The organism is Streptomyces sp. NPDC051207, assembly GCF_040682395.1.
Classification (GTDB): Bacteria; Actinomycetota; Actinomycetes; order Streptomycetales; family Streptomycetaceae; genus Streptomyces.
In genome coordinates, this window is the sequence record NZ_JBFBAX010000023.1 from 46,436 (window position 1) to 62,521 (window position 16,086).

The following is a 16,086-nucleotide window of genomic DNA, read 5'->3' on the forward strand; positions in this document are numbered from 1 at the left end:
AGACGTGGCGGTAACGTGCACGATCGGAGCAGGGCACCCGTTACCACGGCGACCTGCCCCCAGCCGTAGATCAGCGAAAGGGACGATGTGACAGACATCGAGCGCGTCGGAGTCGTGGGCTGCGGCCAGATGGGAGCGGGCATCGCGGAGGTGTGCGCCCGGGCCGGACTGGACGTGAAGGTCGCCGAAACCACCGGCGAAGCCCTGGAGATAGGCCGTACCCGGCTGTTCACCTCCCTGGACAAGGCTGCCCAGCGCGGCAAGATCACCGAGGAGGAGCGGGAGGCGACGCAGGCGCGCCTGAGCTTCACCACCGACCTCGGCGAGTTCGCCGACCGCGACCTCGTCATCGAGGCCGTCGTGGAGAACGAGCAGGTCAAGACCGAGATCTTCCAGGTGCTCGACCAGGTCGTGACCCGGCCGGACGCGATCTTGGCCTCCAACACCTCCTCCATCCCGCTGGTGAAGCTGGCGGTCGCCACCTCGCGGCCCGACCAGGTCATCGGCATCCACTTCTTCAACCCGGCGCCCGTGCAGCAGCTCGTCGAGCTGATCCCGGCGCTGACCACCTCGGAGGGCACCCTCGGGCGGGCCCAGGTCTTCACCGAGAAGATGCTCGGCAAGCACGCGATCCGCGCCCAGGACCGCTCCGGCTTCGTGGTGAACGCGCTGCTGATCCCGTACCTGCTCTCCGCGATCCGGATGTTCGAGACGGGCATCGCCAGCCGCGAGGACATCGACAACGGCATGGAGATGGGCTGCGCCCACCCGATGGGCCCGCTGAAGCTGTCCGACCTCATCGGCCTGGACACGGTCGCCTCGGTCGCCCAGAGCATGTACGACGAGTACAAGGAGCCGCTGTACGCCGCTCCCCCGCTGCTCCAGCGGATGGTCGACGCGGGCCGGCTGGGCCGCAAGACCGGCTCCGGCTTCTACACCTACGGCTGATTACGCACGGTCAGATTTCGGCCAGTTGGCGGGCCCGGCACCGAAAAAGGTGCCGGGCCCGCGCCGTTCACACGGCGTGTGCGCACCGGGCCCGCATATGCCTCTCGCACACCCTCCCCACGCGCCCACCAGGCGAGTTGACTCGTGATGCGCACGAAGGGGATGTGAAGCGAGCACGACCAACTACGGAAAGGAGCGGATCTGTGACCGCCGATCCCGACCATCCCGCCGTCCACGGAGAACTCGCAGAGTTACGACGCCGCCTCGACGTGGCGTACGCCCGCGTCGAGGGCGGCCTCGCGCTGCTCAGTCATCGCACCGAGGAGACCGCCAAGGAAATCGAGGAGCTGAACTCCCGGATCATCACGCTGGAGCACACCCGCTGGCCACTGGCGTCGATCGCCGCCCTGGCGGCCGTGGGCGCGCTCCTGGTGGCGCTCTGGCAGGCGTTCGGCCGCTGAGGGAGCCGGGCGTGGTGGGGGGGGGTCAGGGCAGGGTGTCCTGTCCGAGCCTGAGGTGGTGCAGCAGGAGTAACGCGGCCGCCATGCCGGCGGCCGGGACCTCGCCGCGGGCGACCAGATCGGGGACGACCTTGAGGGGAACCCATTCCCGGCGGTCCGACTCGAAGTCGTCCACGGGGTGTCCGAGGTACTCGCCCTCGTCGGCCCAGTAGATGTGGTGCCGGGCGTCGGTGAGGCCGTTGGACGGCTCCACGGTCATGAGGTGGTGCAGGGGTCCCGGCCGCCAGCCGGTCTCCTCCTCCAGTTCCCTGGCCGCCGCGCCCGCGATGTCCTCGCCGTCCTCGACGACGCCCGCCGCGAGTTCCCACCCCCAGCTGTCGGTGATGAAGCGGTGCCGCCACAGCAGGAGGACCTCGTTCGCCTCGTTGACCACCGTGGCCACGGCGACGGGCCGCAGCCGTATGAGGAAGTGGTCGAGGTGCCGGCCGTCCGGCAGCTCGACATCCGCGAGATTGACGTTGAACCAGCGATTTGCGTACACAGGTTGTTCGTTCTGTTTCGTCCACTGCACGGTTCTGCCACCTTTCACCGAGTAGATGGCAATATCGCAGCAGCAGTGGTGCGACAGCAGGCGCCCGGCGGGCCACTCCCGGCGCGGCGACGGGGCGCGGGGCCTGTGACGTGGGACGGCGACGGGAACGCCTACAGCGGCACGCGCAGCGCCCCGTCGATGAGTTCGGCGGCCTCGGCCGTGCCCGCGCAGCCGCTCGCCCTCAGGCGCTCGCGGACCGCCCGCAGCCGGTCGCGCAGCCGCTGCGACTCCATCCCCCGGGCCTGCTCGGCCATCTGGACGGCGATGGCGACCGCCTTGTCGGCGTTGCCCTGGCGCAGCTCGATGGTGCTGAGCATGGCCAGCCGGTGCACCCGGCCCCGGTCGTGGGCGGGAGTGTCCACGGCCGCCGCCGCGTGCTCCCCGGCCGCGGCCAGCTCGCCGAGGCTCAGCAGCGCCTCGGCGACCTGCACGTTGACCAGGCCGGGCTGTACGTAGCCGGTCTCGTCGGGCTCGTGGCCGCGCCGGATGCGCTCGGCGGCCTGCTCGGCGCGCCGGATGCACGACAGGGCTCCGCTGCCGTCGCCCAGGTGCGCGTACGCCTTGGCCTGCATCGCGTACAGGTCGGAGGCGAGCGCCGGGGTGATGTGCCGTCCCGCGGCGCGCAGCGCGGCCTCCGCGAAGGCGACGGCCTGGCGGTACTCCCGCATGAACAGCGACTGGTTGACCAGCAGCGCGATCACGTACGCCCCGAGCCCCCGGTCACCGCTGGCCTTGGCGAGTCTGAGGGCCTGGTGGAAGTAGCGCTGGGCGAGACCGTGCGCGTCGGAGTCGTACGCGCAGATGCCGGCGATCGCCACCAGCCCGCCGGTCGCCCGGTGCAACTGGCGGCCGGTGGCGTCGGTGTAGCCGCCGCGCAGCAGCGGGGCGGCCTCGGAGGTGAGGAAGCCGACGATGCGGGCGCGGGTCGCCACGCCGCCGGCCTTGCGGTACATCTGCTCGTAGTGGGTGCGGGCGGCGCGCAGCATCTCCAGGTCGGCCGCCGTGACCCGGTGCCGGCCGCCCCGGGAGACGTCCACGTCCTCGGGCGGGTTCTCCCACTCCCACACGGGCATCACGGCGGGCGTGCCGGTGACGGCGGGCGCGCCCAGGATGTGCGGGCGCTGCTGCTGGTCGGAGCGCCACAGCGCGGTGGCGCGCTCCACGAAGCCCGACAGCGACCCGGTGTGCGGCACGGACGGTTCGCCGGGCACGCCGAGGCCGATGTCGTCCAGGGTGACGGGTCTGTGCAGCCGGGCGGCGAGAACCTCGCAGATCAGGTCGGGCACCTGGCCGCGCGGGCGCTGCCCCTTCAGCCACCGTGCCACGGCGGTGTGTTCGTACCGCAGGGAGAGCCCGCGGCGGCGGCCCGCCTGGTTGACGTGGGCCGCGAGACCCGCGTGCGAGATCCCGGCCTCGTCCAGGATCGCGTCGAGCAGAGTGTTGGGCTGCATGGGTGCCCCCCGGGTGGCTCGGTGCGGGACAGACTAGTGCGAGCGGCTTCACACGGGGTGTGAACGGAGTGCCCGAATCCGCACCGTGTGCGCGCTGTCGCGGAGAGTGCCCCACCGGTTGACTGAAACGCCTCGCAAGAGGCCGGCCGGGCCGCCGGCTCCCCCTCGAACAGCACGGCGGCCCGATCCCGCGCCGTCCGCCCGGCTGCCTGCCCGGCACTCCGCGGCGGGGCGGACGGCGCGCCGCGCGGCCCGGGCGTCATGGGACGTGGTACGCCCGGTGTCCCGCAGGTGCGCCCGCGTGCGGGGCGCGGGGGCACCGGTCGTTGCGCAGGACGAGCAGGGCGACGTCGTCGGCCGGCGCCGTGCCGGTGTGGCGCAGCAGCTCGGTCAGGACGGTGCGCAGCACGCTCTGCGGGCAGACCGGCGTGCCGCGCACGGCCTCGGTGAGCACGTCGGCGAGCGGGAAGAACCGGCCATGGCCGTCCCGGGCCTCCTCCGCCCCGTCGGTGTAGAGGAACAGCGCGTCACCGGGCCGCAGCCGGCCGCACGGGTCGGCGGTCAGCTCGGCCGGCAGCGCAAACGGCCCGATCGGCGGCAGCGGTTCGGACGCGGCCAGCGGCACGGCACGGTCGTCGCCCAGCACGTACGGCCAGGGGTGCCCGCAGTTGAGGACGTGCAGGGTGCCGTCGTCGCGGATCTCCAGCAGGAGCAGGGTGACGAACTCCTCGGCGACCGGGACGTCCAGATCGCGTCCGGGCGGCCCGTGGTCGTCGCGGGCGTGTTCCCGCAGGTGCCGGGCCAGCGCGCGGTCCAGCCTGCGCAGCACGCCCCCGAGGTCGGACTCGTCGTGCACGGCCTCCCGGAAGCTGCCGAGGACGGCGGCGGCGGTCGACGTCGCCGCGAGGCCGTGTCCGCGTACGTCGCCCATGACCACCCGCACGCCGTGCTCGGTGGGGATCACCTCGTAGAGGTCCCCGCCGATCGAGGCGCCCCGGTCGGCGGACAGCTGCGCGGCGGCCACCCGCAGCCCGTCGATGCGGGGCGGCAGCGGACGCAGCAGCACCCGCTGGGCGGCGTGCGCGACCCGGCGGGCCTGCCGCACCTCCCGCAGCAGCACCTGTCTGACGTGCAGGACCAGCCCGGTGCCCACGGCGAAGAACACGGCGCTGGTGACGACGCGTGCGCCGAACCCGTCCTGCTGGGCGAGCGGGCAGCCCAGCTTGTACACGACCGCCACGGCCCCCCACGCCGTGGGCAGGCCGAGCGCGAGCAGGCGCCGGAGGGACCGCCGCGTGGCCGGCCGGGCCCGTGATCTGATGCGGATCATGCCGATGGCCCCCCAAGTAGGCCGTGACAGCGCGGACGGCCCCGAAAGGCCGGTCCGATTCTGTCTACGGCCCCCTCCCGGAAGGCCACCTCGCCCAGGAACCTCACCCATACGAGTGAGGCACCGCGGGCAACACCCGGAAAACGTGCGGGGGTGCCACGCCCTCCGTGCCGCGCGGTCCCCCGCGACGCTCAGCCGCGCAGTACGGCCCCCACGCGCTCCCCGGCGAGGGCGACCGCCGCGTCCCGGGCGGCCGACGCCTCGTCCACCGTCAGCGTCCGGTCCGCCGCGCGGAAGCGCAGCGCGTAGGCCAGCGACTTTTTGCCGTCGCCGAGCTGGTCCTCGTTCTCGTAGACGTCGAACAGCCGGATGGACTCCAGCAGTTCACCGGCGCCGTCGCGCAGCGCGGCCTCGACTTCGGCGGCCGGCACCGGCTTGTCCACGACGAGGGCGACGTCCTGCGTGGCGACCGGGAAGGTGGAGATGCCCGGCGCCTGCGGCGTGCTGTCGCCGGCCACCTCCAGGGCGTCCAGGTCCAGCTCCATCGCACAGCTGCGCTCCGGCAGGCCCAGCGTCTTGAGCACGCGCGGGTGCAGCTCGCCGGCGTGGCCGATGACGCGCTCGGCGCCGTCGACGGTGATCACCAGCTCGGCGCACCGGCCGGGGTGCCACGGCCCGTACTGGCCCTTGCGTACGGCGAGTCCGGCGCCGGCCTCGCGGGCCACGGTGCGGGCGGCCTCGATGGCGTCGGCCCAGTCGGCCGGGCGGCCCCTGCCCCACCAGCCGGCCTGCTCACGGGCGCCCGCGAGGACGACGGCGACGTGCCGCGGCTGGTGCGGCAGCGCGGCGTCCAGCTCGGCGATCTCCCCGTCGGTCGGCCGCCGGTCGACGGGCAGGACCGGGGCGACGCGCTGCTCCTCGCGCGGGTGGAAGACCAGGCCGGTTTCGAACAGCGCGAGGTCGTGCGAGCCCCGGCCGTCGTTGCGGCGCAGCGCGCCGAGCAGGCCCGGCAGCAGCGAGGTGCGCAGCGCGGGCTCCTCGTCGCTGAGCGGGTTCGTCAGCCGGACGACGCGGCGGGCCGGGTCACCGGCGTCCAGGCCGAGCTGGTCGAAGACCTGCTCGCTGACGAACGGGTAGTTCGGCGCCTCGACGTAGCCCGCCCCGGCCAGGGCCCGGCCGATGCGGCGGTGCAGCCGCTGGCGGTGGGTGAGGCCGCGGCCGGCCGGCGGTCTGGGCAGCGTCGAGGGCAGGTTCTCGTAGCCCTCCAGCCGGATGACCTCTTCCGCCAGGTCGTTCGGGTCGGTCAGGTCGGGCCGCCAGGACGGCACGGTGACGACCAGCTGGTCCTGCCCGGAGACGCCGCAGCCGACCTCCTGGAGGCGGCGTACGACGGTCTCGCGGCCGTACGGCACGCCCGCGACCCTGTCCGGGTGGTCGGCCGGGAGGGTGATGGTGCGCGGCTCGGCCGGCGCGGCGACCTCGGTGACGCCGGCCTCGGCGGTGCCGCCCGCGAGCAGCACCAGCAGGTCGACGGTGCGCTGCGCGGCGGCAGCGGCGGCCTGCGGGTCGACGCCGCGCTCGAAGCGGCGGGACGCCTCGGAGGACAGCTTGTGGCGGCGGGCCGTGCGGGCGACGGAGACGGGGTCGAAGTGCGCGGCCTCGATCACCACGTCGGTCGTGGCGTTCGCCGCGCCCTCGCCCGCGTCGTGGTCGGCGATCTCGGTGTTGGCGCCGCCCATGACTCCGGCGAGCCCGATGGGGCCGCGCTCGTCGGTGATGACGAGGTCCTCGGCGTCGAGGGTGCGGGTGACGCCGTCGAGGGTGGTGAGCTTCTCGCCGGCCTCGGCTCGGCGCACCCCGATGGCGCCCTGGACCAGCTTGCGGTCGTAGGCGTGCAGGGGCTGGCCCAGCTCCATCATCACGTAGTTCGTGACGTCGACGGCGAGCGAGATCGGGCGCATGCCGGCCTTCTGCAGACGGCGCTGGAGCCAGATCGGGGAGCGCGCCTCGGGGCTCAGGCCGGTCACCGTGCGGGCGGTGAAGCGGTCGCAGCCGGACGGGTCGGAGACCCGCACCGGGTAGCCGAAGGCGTTCGGGGCGGGGACGTCGAGGAGTGCCGGGTCGCGCAGCGGCAGGCCGTAGGCGGTTGCGGTCTCGCGGGCGACGCCGCGCATCGACAGGCAGTAGCCGCGGTCGGGCGTGACGGCGATGTCCAGGACCTCGTCGACCAGTTCCAGCAGTTCGACGGCGTCCTTGCCGACCTCGGTCTCGGGCGGCAGCACGATGATGCCCTTGCTGCCGTCGTCGCCCATGCCGAGTTCGTCGCTGGAGCAGATCATGCCGTGCGAGACCTTGCCGTAGGTCTTGCGCGCGGCGATCGCGAAGCCGCCGGGCAGCACGGCGCCCGGGAGGACCACGACGACCTTGTCGCCGACGGAGAAGTTCCGCGCGCCGCAGACGATCTCCTGCGGCTCGCCGGTTCCGTTGGCCGGGCCGACGTCGACGGTGCAGAAGCGGATCGGCTTCTTGAAGCCCTCCAGCTCCTCGATGGTCAGCACCTGGCCGACGACCAGCGGGCCCTTGAGGTCGGCGCCGAGCTGCTCGACGGTCTCGACCTCAAGACCTGCGGAAATGAGCTTGGCCTGGACGTCACGGCCGGTTTCGGTGGCCGGCAGGTCGACGTACTCCCGCAGCCAAGAAAGCGGGACCCGCATCAGATCTCCATCCCGAACGGCCGGGTGAACCGGACGTCACCCTCGACCATGTCTCGCATGTCCTCGACGTTGTGGCGGAACATCAGCATCCGCTCGATGCCGAACCCGAAGGCGAAGCCGCTGTACTTCTCCGGGTCGACGCCGCAGGCGATCAGCACCCGCGGGTTGACCATGCCGCAGCCGCCGAGCTCGATCCAGCCCTCGCTGGAGCAGGTGCGGCAGGGCCGGTCGGGGTTGCCGACGGAGTCGCCCTTGCAGACGTAGCAGAGCATGTCCATCTCGGCGCTGGGCTCGGTGAAGGGGAAGAAGTTCGGCCGCAGCCGGGTCTTCATCTCCGCGCCGAACAGCGACTGGACCATGTGGTCCAGGGTGCCCTTCAGGTCGGCCATGGTCAGGCCCTCGTCCACGGCGAGCAGCTCGACCTGGTGGAAGACGGGCGTGTGCGTGGCGTCCAGCTCGTCGGTGCGGTACACGCGGCCGGGGCAGATGACGTAGACGGGCAGCTCGCGCTCCAGCAGGGAGCGGATCTGCACGGGCGAGGTGTGGGTGCGCAGCACGACGCCGGACTCGGTGCCGCCCTCGGGGCCCTGCACGAAGAACGTGTCGTGCTCGCCGCGCGCGGGGTGGTCGGGGCCGATGTTCAGGGCGTCGAAGTTGAACCACTCGGCCTCGGCCTGCGGGCCCTCGGCGACCTCGTAGCCCATGGCCACGAAGATGTCCTCGATGCGCTCCGACAGCGTGGTCAGCGGGTGGCGGGCACCGGCCGGAACCCGGTCGTGGGGCAGCGTGACGTCCACGGCCTCCTCGACCAGCACACGGGCGTCGCGCTCGGCCTCCAGCTCGGCCTGACGGGCGGCGAGGGCCTTGTTGACGGCACCGCGGGCCTGTCCGACGCGCTTGCCGGCGTCGGCCTTGGCGTGCGGGGGCAGGGCGCCGATCTCGCGGTTGGCGAGGGCCAGCGGGGAGGTGCCGCCGGTGTGCGCGACCTTCGCCTCCTGGAGCGCGTCGAGGGAGTCCGCGGCGGCGAAGGCGGCGAGCGCCTCGTCCCGCATGCGCTCGATCTCTTCCGGTTTCAACGCCTCGACCTCGACAGGGTCGTACGACTTATTCGGTGCCGACATCTCTTCCCGTGCTTCCGGTTGGCTGGCTGGAGGTCCCCGTCACTGATCCGATGACGGATCGTCGCCGACTTCGGGACGCAAAGGTGCCAAAGGCCGAGTCTAACGGGGTGGGGGTTGACGAATGCGCCCGTGGGGCTCCCGGCCGTCTCAGGTGAGATACGCCGGTGCCGCCACGGGCAGCGTAAATCGGAACTCGGCGCCGCCACCGGGAGCGCGGCCGACCGTGATGGTGCCGCCGTGGGCCTCCACGATGCCCTTGACGATGTAGAGCCCGAGGCCCGTGCCGCCGCGCTTGCTGCCCCGCCAGAAGCGGGTGAAGACGCGGTTCATGGACTCCTCCGGGATGCCGGGCCCCTCGTCGCTCACCGTGACCGACGTGCCGGTCTCCTCGCCCTCGCGGGGGGATGTGGCGGCCGTGATGTCGATGGTGACGGTTCCCTCGCCGTGCCGCACGGCATTTTCCAGCAGGTTGCTGAGCACCTGGTCGATCTTGTCGGGGTCGGCCCACAGGCCGGGCAGCGGCTGTTCGAGGCGGAGCAGGAAGCGGTCGGCGGGCAGGCCCGCGGCGACGTACGCCTGGATGTGGCGGCCGACGGCGGCGCCGATGTCGACGGGCTGGCGGCGCAGCTCCAGCCGTCCGGAGTCGATGCGGGAGATGTCGAGGAGTTCGGCGATGAGCCGGGTGACGCGGTCGGCGTCGGCGTCGACGGTCTCCAGCATCAGCCGTTTCTGGTCGTCGGTGAACCGTTCCCACTTGGCGAGCAGGGTCGCGGTGAAGCCCTTGACGGAGGTCAGCGGCGAGCGCAGTTCGTGGGCGACGGTGGCGATCAGCTCGGCGTGGCTGCGCTCGGTGCGGCGCCGGGCCTCGGTGTCGCGCAGGGTGACGACGACGCGGTGGACGGGGCCGGTGGGCTCGGTGCGGACGTAGCGCGCGGTGACGAGGACTTCCCGGCCGCCGGGGAGTAAGAGGTTCCGTTCGGGCTGGCGGGTGCGGATGGCGAGGCCGCCGTAGGGGTCGGTGAGCTGCCACCAGCGCCGGCCCTCCAGGTCCTCCAGCGGCAGGGCCTTCTCCAGCGGCAGGCCGAGCACGTCGGCGGCGCGGACGGCCGCGATGCGCTCGGCGGCGGCGTTGCAGCAGATCACCCGGCCGTGTTCGTCGGCGACGACGAGGCCGTCGGGCAGCTCGTCGGGACCGACGCCGAGCCCGGCGAGATCACCGGCCCCGGACGCGGGCGGGCGCCGCCGCGCCTTCCGGGCCCCCGGTGCGCTGCTCGTGCCGACGCTCATCCCCGTGTCCCACCTCTCAGACGGCATGGGAGGTGCAGTGCCCCTGAGCTGGTCAGCCTACTAGCTGCCGGTGACGGAGCGGCACCCTCCCGAGGCGCGCTGTGCACGCGCGGACGCGTACAGGCATACGGCGGCGGCGGTGGCGAGGTTCAGGCTCTCGGCGCTTCCGTGGATCGGGACGCGCACCACGGCGTCCGCGAGGGCCCGCGTCTCCTCGGGCAGGCCCCAGGCCTCGTTGCCGAACACCCAGGCGGTCGGGCCGCCCATGGTGCCCTGGTCGAGTTCGTCGTCGAGGTCGCGGTCGCCGGCCCCGTCGGCGGCCAGGACGCGCACACCGGCGTCCCTGAGCCGCCCGACGGCCTGCCCGACGGGGACGCCGACGGCGACGGGCAGGTGGAAGTGGGAGCCGACGGAGGCGCGGACGGCCTTGGGGTTGTACAGGTCGACGGAGGCGTCGGTGAGGACGACGGCCTCGGCACCGGCGGCGTCGGCGCACCGCAGGACGGTGCCGGCGTTGCCCGGGTCGCGGACGTGGGCGAGGACGGCGACGAGGCGCGGGCGGGCCTTGAGGATGTCCTCGAACGGCGTGTCCAGGAACCGGCAGACCCCGACCAGCCCCTGCGGGGTGACGGTGGTGGAGATGTCGGCGACGACCTGCTCGGCGGCCAGGTGCACGCGGGCGCCGGCGTCACGGGCCGCGCCGACGATGCCGGCGTGCCGTTCGGCGGCGTCCGGCGTCACGAACAGCTCGACCAGGGTGGGCGCGCCATCGATCCGGTGCCCGGCGGCCTCCCGCACGGCCTGCGGCCCCTCCGCGAGGAACAGCCGCTCCTTCCCCCGGAAGTTCCGCTTGGCCAGCCGCCGCGCGGCCAGCACACGGGGCGAACGGGGGGAGATCGGCTCGGGGAGGGCGGGGGGCATGCGGCAGCTCACCTTCGGTACGGAAAGGCCCGCCGCGGCGGCGATCGGCCACGACGGCGGTGTTCGGCGGTGCCGAACCAACCGGTACTCAGACAACACAACGGACCCGCGGGTCATCCCCACGGGTCCGTTCAGGCACGTCGGCTCAGTGCCGGCGCAGCGTCACGCGGCCTTGGGCGCGTTGACGTCGCTCGGCAGGGCCTTCTGCGCGACCTCGACGAGCGCGGCGAACGCGTTGGCGTCGTTCACGGCGAGCTCGGCGAGGATCTTGCGGTCGACCTCGACGTTGGCGGCCTTCAGACCCTGGATGAAGCGGTTGTAGGTCATGCCGTTGGCGCGGGCAGCGGCGTTGATGCGCTGGATCCACAGCTGACGGAAGTCGCCCTTGCGCTTCTTGCGGTCGTTGTAGTTGTAGACCAGCGAGTGGGTGACCTGCTCCTTGGCCTTGCGGTACAGGCGCGAGCGCTGACCGCGGTAGCCGGAGGCCTGCTCGAGGATTGCCCGGCGCTTCTTGTGGGCGTTGACTGCCCGCTTGACGCGTGCCACTTGTTAACTCCTTGTAGCGGGGCCGCGGTGGTCCTCACGCGGCCCGAAATCGATTGGGTCCCGGTCCAGACGAACGGCGCTCGGGCGCCGCAGCGTCACTTGCCGAGAAGCTTCTTGATCTTCTTGGCGTCGCCCGGGGCCATCTCGGCGTTGCCGGTGAGGCGCCGCGTCAGACGGGACGACTTGTGCTCGAGCAGGTGGCGCTTGCCGGCACGCTCACGGAGCACCTTGCCGGAGCCGGTGACCTTGAAGCGCTTGCTGGCACCGCTGTGCGACTTGTTCTTCGGCATGGCGCCGTTCTCTCCTCGTCGGTGGCGCTCCGGTGCCCGGTCGTGAAACCGGGCACGGTGGAGCGTCGCTTGTATCGGTTACTGCTTCCCTGGGACTGGCGTCCCCGGGGTCACGCCTCGGCGGGCTCGTCGGCCGGCGCGTCGGCTTCCGCGGCGTTCTGCGAGCGGCCGGGGTTGGCCTTCGCATCCGCCTTGCGGGCCTCCTGCGCCTGGCGGGCCTCGGCCATCGCCTCGGTCTTCTTCTTGTGCGGACCGAGAACCATGATCATGTTTCGGCCGTCCTGCTTCGGGTTCGACTCCACGAATCCGAGGTCCTGGACGTCCTCCGCGAGACGCTGCAGCAGTCGGTAGCCCAGCTCGGGCCGGGACTGCTCACGTCCACGGAACATGATCGTGATCTTGACCTTGTCGCCCTGCTTGAGGAACCGGACGACGTGACCCTTCTTGGTGTCGTAGTCGTGCGGGTCGATCTTCGGCCGGAGCTTCATCTCCTTGATGACCGTGTGCGCCTGGTTCTTGCGCGCCTCACGGGCCTTCATGGCCGACTCGTACTTGAACTTCCCGTAGTCCATGAGCTTGCACACGGGCGGACGGGCGTTCGCCGCGACCTCGACCAGGTCCAGGTCGTACTCCTGCGCAAGCTCCAGTGCCTTGGCCAGGGGGACGATGCCCACCTGCTCGCCACTGGGACCGACAAGTCGCACCTCGGGAACGCGAATCCGGTCGTTGATGCGGGGCTCGGCGCTGATGGATCCTCCTCGGTAGCACCACGCGACGGTCTGGCGGACAGCCGCGTAACGTCTGTATGTGACAGTCCCAACCGCGCCGGGGCAACAAAAATGCCCCGGACGATCACAGGCGGGGCTCCTCGAACTACCGGAGCACCGCCGCGACGAACGCGGGGCGCACTTTCGGGTCGACCGCCGCCACGGAGGGGCGGGGCCGCCTGACCGGTGACCCGCCGTCCCAGGGGGACGGTCAGGTGGGAGTTCGAAAGCCTCCACTTGTGGGCCGGGCCCGCCGCCATGGGCGTACGTGTCCGACCGGTCCTTACTCAAGGTTAGCAGCTCGCCGGGGCAAGGGCTAACCGAGACTGCATGCGCCGGGGCGTCGCCGTACGCCTATCGTGTGCGGCATGAGTGAGACCCCTCCTGAGACGCCCGACTTCGACGCCATGACCCGCGACATCGCCGAGGTCCCGGCGGTCGAGGTGATCGTCACGGTCGCCGTCAACCTGATGAGCGCCGCCGCCGTGAAGCTCGGACTGACCGAGGAGGGCGACACCCACAAGGACCTGGACGAGGCCCGCAAGCTGGTGCACGCGCTGGCCGGTCTGCTGGACGCGAGCACGACCGAGATCAGCTCCTTCCACGCGGCGCCGCTGCGGGACGGCCTGAAGTCGCTGCAGCTGGCGTTCCGCGAGGCGTCGCTCGTCCCGGACGAGCCGGGTCAGGGCCCGGGCGAGAAGTACACGGGCCCGGTCTTCGGGTGACGTCCGGCTGATTCAGCCGCGGACGTACAGGGGCTCGCCCGGTGGCGTCGCCCCGGCCGGCATCAGTGCCAGGTCGAGGCCGCGCACCAGGCGGGCCCGCAGCGTTTCGTCGGCGGCGAGGCGCTCGGCGACGGCGCGAGCGGTCTCGGCGGGCGGTGCGGCGGCGTCCAGGACGAGGGCGAGGGTGCCGTCGGCCTGTCCGGGCCCGAGGTGGGCGCGCAGCACGGCGGGCTCGGCGGCGACGGCGGTGCGGACGGCGGCCAGGACGGCGGGGTCGGCGAGCGGATCGGTGGTCGTGCGGCCCTCCGCCAGCGCCAGCAGCGCGGGGCCGGTCAGCTCGAACGGCACCGGACCGGCCACGTCCAGCACGACAGTGTCCGCCTTCTCGTGTGCGGCAGCTCGGAGCGCCTGGTGCAGGGGTACGGCGACGGGGCGGGCCGCCGGGTCCCAGCGGGCCAGCGAGTCGGTGGACGTGAAGGCCGGGAGGGCGGTGCGGCCGGCCGCCTTCAGGGTGGGGACGGCCATGTCGCTGGTCTTCTCCCGCCGCAGCCCCCGCTCGTCCTCCTCGGCCTCACCGAGCACGGCGACGACCGGGACGAGCAGCCGGGCGTCCTTGAGTGCCTCCAGGACCGGCGCGACGGCGGTGCGGTCGTCGGCCCAGCGGGCGAGCGCCGCGCCCAGCCGGGGGTCGGCGGAGCCGTCGTCGTCGGAGAAGCCCGGGTCGGGGATGTTCTTGTTCGCCACGGTCACCGACCCTATCGGGGGCACCGGCAGGCGCCGTACGGGGCTACCGGCCGTCGGGCGGCGGCCAGGCGGACGGGGTGCGGCGGGCGCGCCACATCACCACCGCCATGACCAGCAGCACGCCGCCGGCGCCGCCCGCAAGCGGGGCCGCCCAGCCGGCGGTGTCCTCGGCCGAGGCGGCGGTGTCCGGGCCGGGGCCGAAGTACTTCTCGCCGTACGCCGCCGCGCGCAGCCCCTTCGGCTGGAGCCGGCCGGCGGCCTCGATGGCGGCGGCCGGGTCGACGAAGCCGAAGCCGCGTGAGTCGTCGCGGCCCCCGGCGGGGGCGTTGCGCGCGGTGTCCTCCAGGAGGTCCTTGACCTGCGCCGGGGTCAGCTCGGGGTGGGCCGACGTCACCAGGGCCGCGGCGCCGGAGACGAACGCGGCGGCGGCGCTCGTGCCCCAGCCCTCGTAGTACTTGCGGTCGGGGTCGGCGATGACGACGTCGACGCCGGGCGCGCTGACCGTGGCGTACCAGCGGCGGGTGGAGAAGGAGGCGCGGGTGCCGTAGCGGTCCACGGCGGTCACGGCGATCACGCCCGGGTAGGCGGCCGGGTAGGAGACGCGGTCGCCCTTCTCGCCGCCGTTTCCGGCGGAGGCGACGACGACCACGCCCTTGCGCAGGGCGTACTGGATGGCCTCGTCCTCGGCGGGTTCGGGGTGCGCGGAGGCGGAGTCGTCGCCGAGGGAGAGGTTGATGACGTCGGCGCCGTGGTCGGCGGCCCAGCGGATGCCCTCGGCGAGGGCGTTGCCGCGGGTCTTGCGGGCCCTGGCGCGGGACGGGTCGCCGTCCTCCAGGATCACGCGGACAGGGAGGATCTTGGCCTCGGGCGCGATGCCCATGACGCCCTCGGTGCCGCCGCTGCCGTGTCCGTGGCCCGCGACGATGCCGGCCATGGCGGTGCCGTGCCGGGCCCAGGCGCGATCGCCGCGCTCGGCGCCGAAGCCGACCATGTCCTTGCCGGTGAGGACGTTGCCCCGGAGGTCGGGGTGGTCGGCGTCGACGCCGGTGTCGAGGACGGCGACGGTGACGCCCTCGCCCTTGGTGGTGCGCCAGGCCTGCTCGGTGTGCATGGCGTCCAGGCCCCACTGCTGGGCGCGGATGCCGTCGGCGTGGGCGGTGGTGGCCGGTACGACGGCGAGGGCGACGGCGAGGAGCGGGCCGAGCAGCCTGGCCCGGCGGGGGAACGGACGGGTCATGAGGGCTGCTCCGTGGCCCGGCCGGCGGTTTTGCGCAGGCTCCGCTCGACGCGGTCGGCGAGGCCGCGCGCCTCGTGGCCGAGGCCGGCCTGGGCGGGGGCCGCGGTGGTGCCGGTCTTCATGGCCTCCTCGGCGGGCAGCGGTTCGTCGACGGTACGGCCGTCGGCCCAGCCGGAGACGGCGAAGACGACGACGGGGGCGTCGGTGAGGACGGAGATCTCCCAGGAGGCGCGCTGCTCGGCGCCGAAGCGTGCGGCGGGGGTGTCCGGCGCGGCGTACGGCAGCGGCATCAGGTCGGTGCGGCGGTCGAGGCCGTCCTTGCGGAAGCGGGCGGCGAGGCTGGTCATGGCGGCGGCGTCGGCGTCGGTGAACAGCAGGCCGACGGTGGTGACGTGGCTCTGGGTGGCGTCCGTGTAGGTGGCGCGCAGCAGGCGCCGGCAGCCGGCGGGGTCCAGGGCCTTGCGCAGCAGCGGGTCGAAGGCGCCCTGGCAGCCGCTGTCGGGGGCGACGGCGATCCGGGTCCAGGTGCGGTCGGCTCCGCCGGGTCCGGCGCCGCGGCCGTTCACGGTGGGCGGGAAGAGCTGGTCGACGGGGACGCTGTGCCACAGGCCGCCGGCGGCCTCGTACGCCTCGCGCGCGCCGCCCCCGCCGGGCTCGCCGACGAGCCAGCTGCCGGTGACGGCACCGCCGATGAGGCCGAGCCCGAGCACGAGGCACACGGCGGCGGCAGCGGTCCGCGACCGCCGCGGGGCGCCGAGCGGCCGGGGCCGGGCCTGCTCGTCGTACCCCTCGGGCACCCCGAACGACACGACGGGGCGCGCGGCGGTGGGCGCGCTCCAGGCGAGGGAGGGGTCGGGCGGCGTGACCGCCCCGGTGGAGCCCGGAGGACGGGCCTCGCCATAGGACATGTCACCCGGCCGCCCGCCGGACGGCCCCGAGGGCGCCCGGAAGT

At 73.2% G+C, this 16,086-nt stretch carries 16 protein-coding genes; 3 read left to right on the top strand and 13 right to left on the bottom strand.

The annotated features are described in order from the left end of the window. Positions 1 to 87: 87 nt before the first annotated feature. Both AB0M97_RS21930 and AB0M97_RS21935 read left to right on the top strand, forming a co-directional pair. On the top strand, positions 88 to 948 hold the full coding sequence (locus AB0M97_RS21930; RefSeq protein ID WP_365962617.1) for a 3-hydroxybutyryl-CoA dehydrogenase: 861 nt from the start codon (positions 88 to 90) through the stop codon (positions 946 to 948). A 203-nt stretch (positions 949 to 1,151) separates the two neighbouring features. Further along, positions 1,152 to 1,409, top strand: a complete 258-nt coding sequence (locus tag AB0M97_RS21935) for a hypothetical protein (protein WP_365962618.1) — start codon at positions 1,152 to 1,154, stop codon at positions 1,407 to 1,409. A gap of 25 nt (positions 1,410 to 1,434) precedes the next feature. Here AB0M97_RS21935 and AB0M97_RS21940 read toward each other — a convergent pair whose 3' ends face one another. The 10 genes from AB0M97_RS21940 to infC form a co-directional block, all read right to left on the bottom strand. After that, the gene (locus tag AB0M97_RS21940; RefSeq protein WP_365962619.1) at positions 1,435 to 1,980 is read right to left on the bottom strand and encodes an NUDIX hydrolase; all 546 of its coding nucleotides are present in this window, start codon (positions 1,978 to 1,980) and stop codon (positions 1,435 to 1,437) included. A gap of 131 nt (positions 1,981 to 2,111) precedes the next feature. Next, a complete protein-coding gene (locus AB0M97_RS21945; RefSeq protein WP_365962620.1) occupies positions 2,112 to 3,452 on the bottom strand; it encodes a transcriptional regulator in 1,341 nt (446 codons plus the stop codon). Positions 3,453 to 3,711: 259 nt separating this feature from the next. Next, entirely contained in the window at positions 3,712 to 4,782 is a 1,071-nt protein-coding gene (locus AB0M97_RS21950) for a PP2C family protein-serine/threonine phosphatase (protein WP_365962621.1), read from the bottom strand. 191 nt (positions 4,783 to 4,973) lie between these two features. Then, positions 4,974 to 7,496 (bottom strand): phenylalanine--tRNA ligase subunit beta, encoded by a 2,523-nt coding sequence (pheT, locus tag AB0M97_RS21955; protein WP_365962622.1) that lies wholly within the window; start codon positions 7,494 to 7,496, stop codon positions 4,974 to 4,976. After that, a complete protein-coding gene (pheS, locus tag AB0M97_RS21960) occupies positions 7,496 to 8,617 on the bottom strand; it encodes a phenylalanine--tRNA ligase subunit alpha (RefSeq protein ID WP_365962623.1) in 1,122 nt (373 codons plus the stop codon). Before pheS ends, pheT begins: the two co-directional genes overlap by 1 nt. 147 nt (positions 8,618 to 8,764) lie before the next feature. Continuing rightward, entirely contained in the window at positions 8,765 to 9,904 is a 1,140-nt protein-coding gene (locus AB0M97_RS21965) for an ATP-binding protein (RefSeq protein ID WP_365962625.1), read from the bottom strand. 60 nt (positions 9,905 to 9,964) lie between these two features. Beyond that, positions 9,965 to 10,825 carry an RNA methyltransferase gene (locus AB0M97_RS21970; RefSeq protein ID WP_365962626.1) on the bottom strand — a complete coding sequence of 287 codons (861 nt, stop codon included), beginning with the start codon at positions 10,823 to 10,825 and terminating at the stop codon, positions 9,965 to 9,967. A gap of 162 nt (positions 10,826 to 10,987) precedes the next feature. Beyond that, positions 10,988 to 11,371 carry a 50S ribosomal protein L20 gene (gene rplT, locus AB0M97_RS21975; RefSeq protein ID WP_030381833.1) on the bottom strand — a complete coding sequence of 128 codons (384 nt, stop codon included), beginning with the start codon at positions 11,369 to 11,371 and terminating at the stop codon, positions 10,988 to 10,990. 95 nt (positions 11,372 to 11,466) lie between these two features. Further along, positions 11,467 to 11,661 (bottom strand): 50S ribosomal protein L35, encoded by a 195-nt coding sequence (gene rpmI / locus AB0M97_RS21980; protein ID WP_007829094.1) that lies wholly within the window; start codon positions 11,659 to 11,661, stop codon positions 11,467 to 11,469. Positions 11,662 to 11,771: 110 nt separating this feature from the next. After that, positions 11,772 to 12,410, bottom strand: a complete 639-nt coding sequence (gene infC, locus AB0M97_RS21985) for a translation initiation factor IF-3 (protein WP_365962683.1) — start codon at positions 12,408 to 12,410, stop codon at positions 11,772 to 11,774. A gap of 386 nt (positions 12,411 to 12,796) precedes the next feature. Here infC and AB0M97_RS21990 point away from each other — a divergent pair, with 386 nt between their 5' ends. Beyond that, positions 12,797 to 13,153, top strand: a complete 357-nt coding sequence (locus tag AB0M97_RS21990; RefSeq protein ID WP_365962627.1) for a DUF1844 domain-containing protein — start codon at positions 12,797 to 12,799, stop codon at positions 13,151 to 13,153. 12 nt (positions 13,154 to 13,165) lie between these two features. Here AB0M97_RS21990 and AB0M97_RS21995 read toward each other — a convergent pair whose 3' ends face one another. Genes AB0M97_RS21995 through AB0M97_RS22005 form a run of 3 tightly spaced genes read right to left on the bottom strand, consistent with a single transcriptional unit; the run spans position 13,166 to position 16,042 of the window. Further along, positions 13,166 to 13,897, bottom strand: coding sequence for an SseB family protein (locus AB0M97_RS21995; protein ID WP_365962628.1), 732 nt, complete (start codon positions 13,895 to 13,897; stop codon positions 13,166 to 13,168). Positions 13,898 to 13,940: 43 nt separating this feature from the next. Further along, on the bottom strand, positions 13,941 to 15,134 hold the full coding sequence (gene mycP / locus AB0M97_RS22000) for a type VII secretion-associated serine protease mycosin (protein WP_365962629.1): 1,194 nt from the start codon (positions 15,132 to 15,134) through the stop codon (positions 13,941 to 13,943). Then, a complete protein-coding gene (locus tag AB0M97_RS22005; protein ID WP_365962630.1) occupies positions 15,131 to 16,042 on the bottom strand; it encodes a hypothetical protein in 912 nt (303 codons plus the stop codon). Before AB0M97_RS22005 ends, mycP begins: the two co-directional genes overlap by 4 nt. Positions 16,043 to 16,086 lie beyond the last annotated feature (44 nt).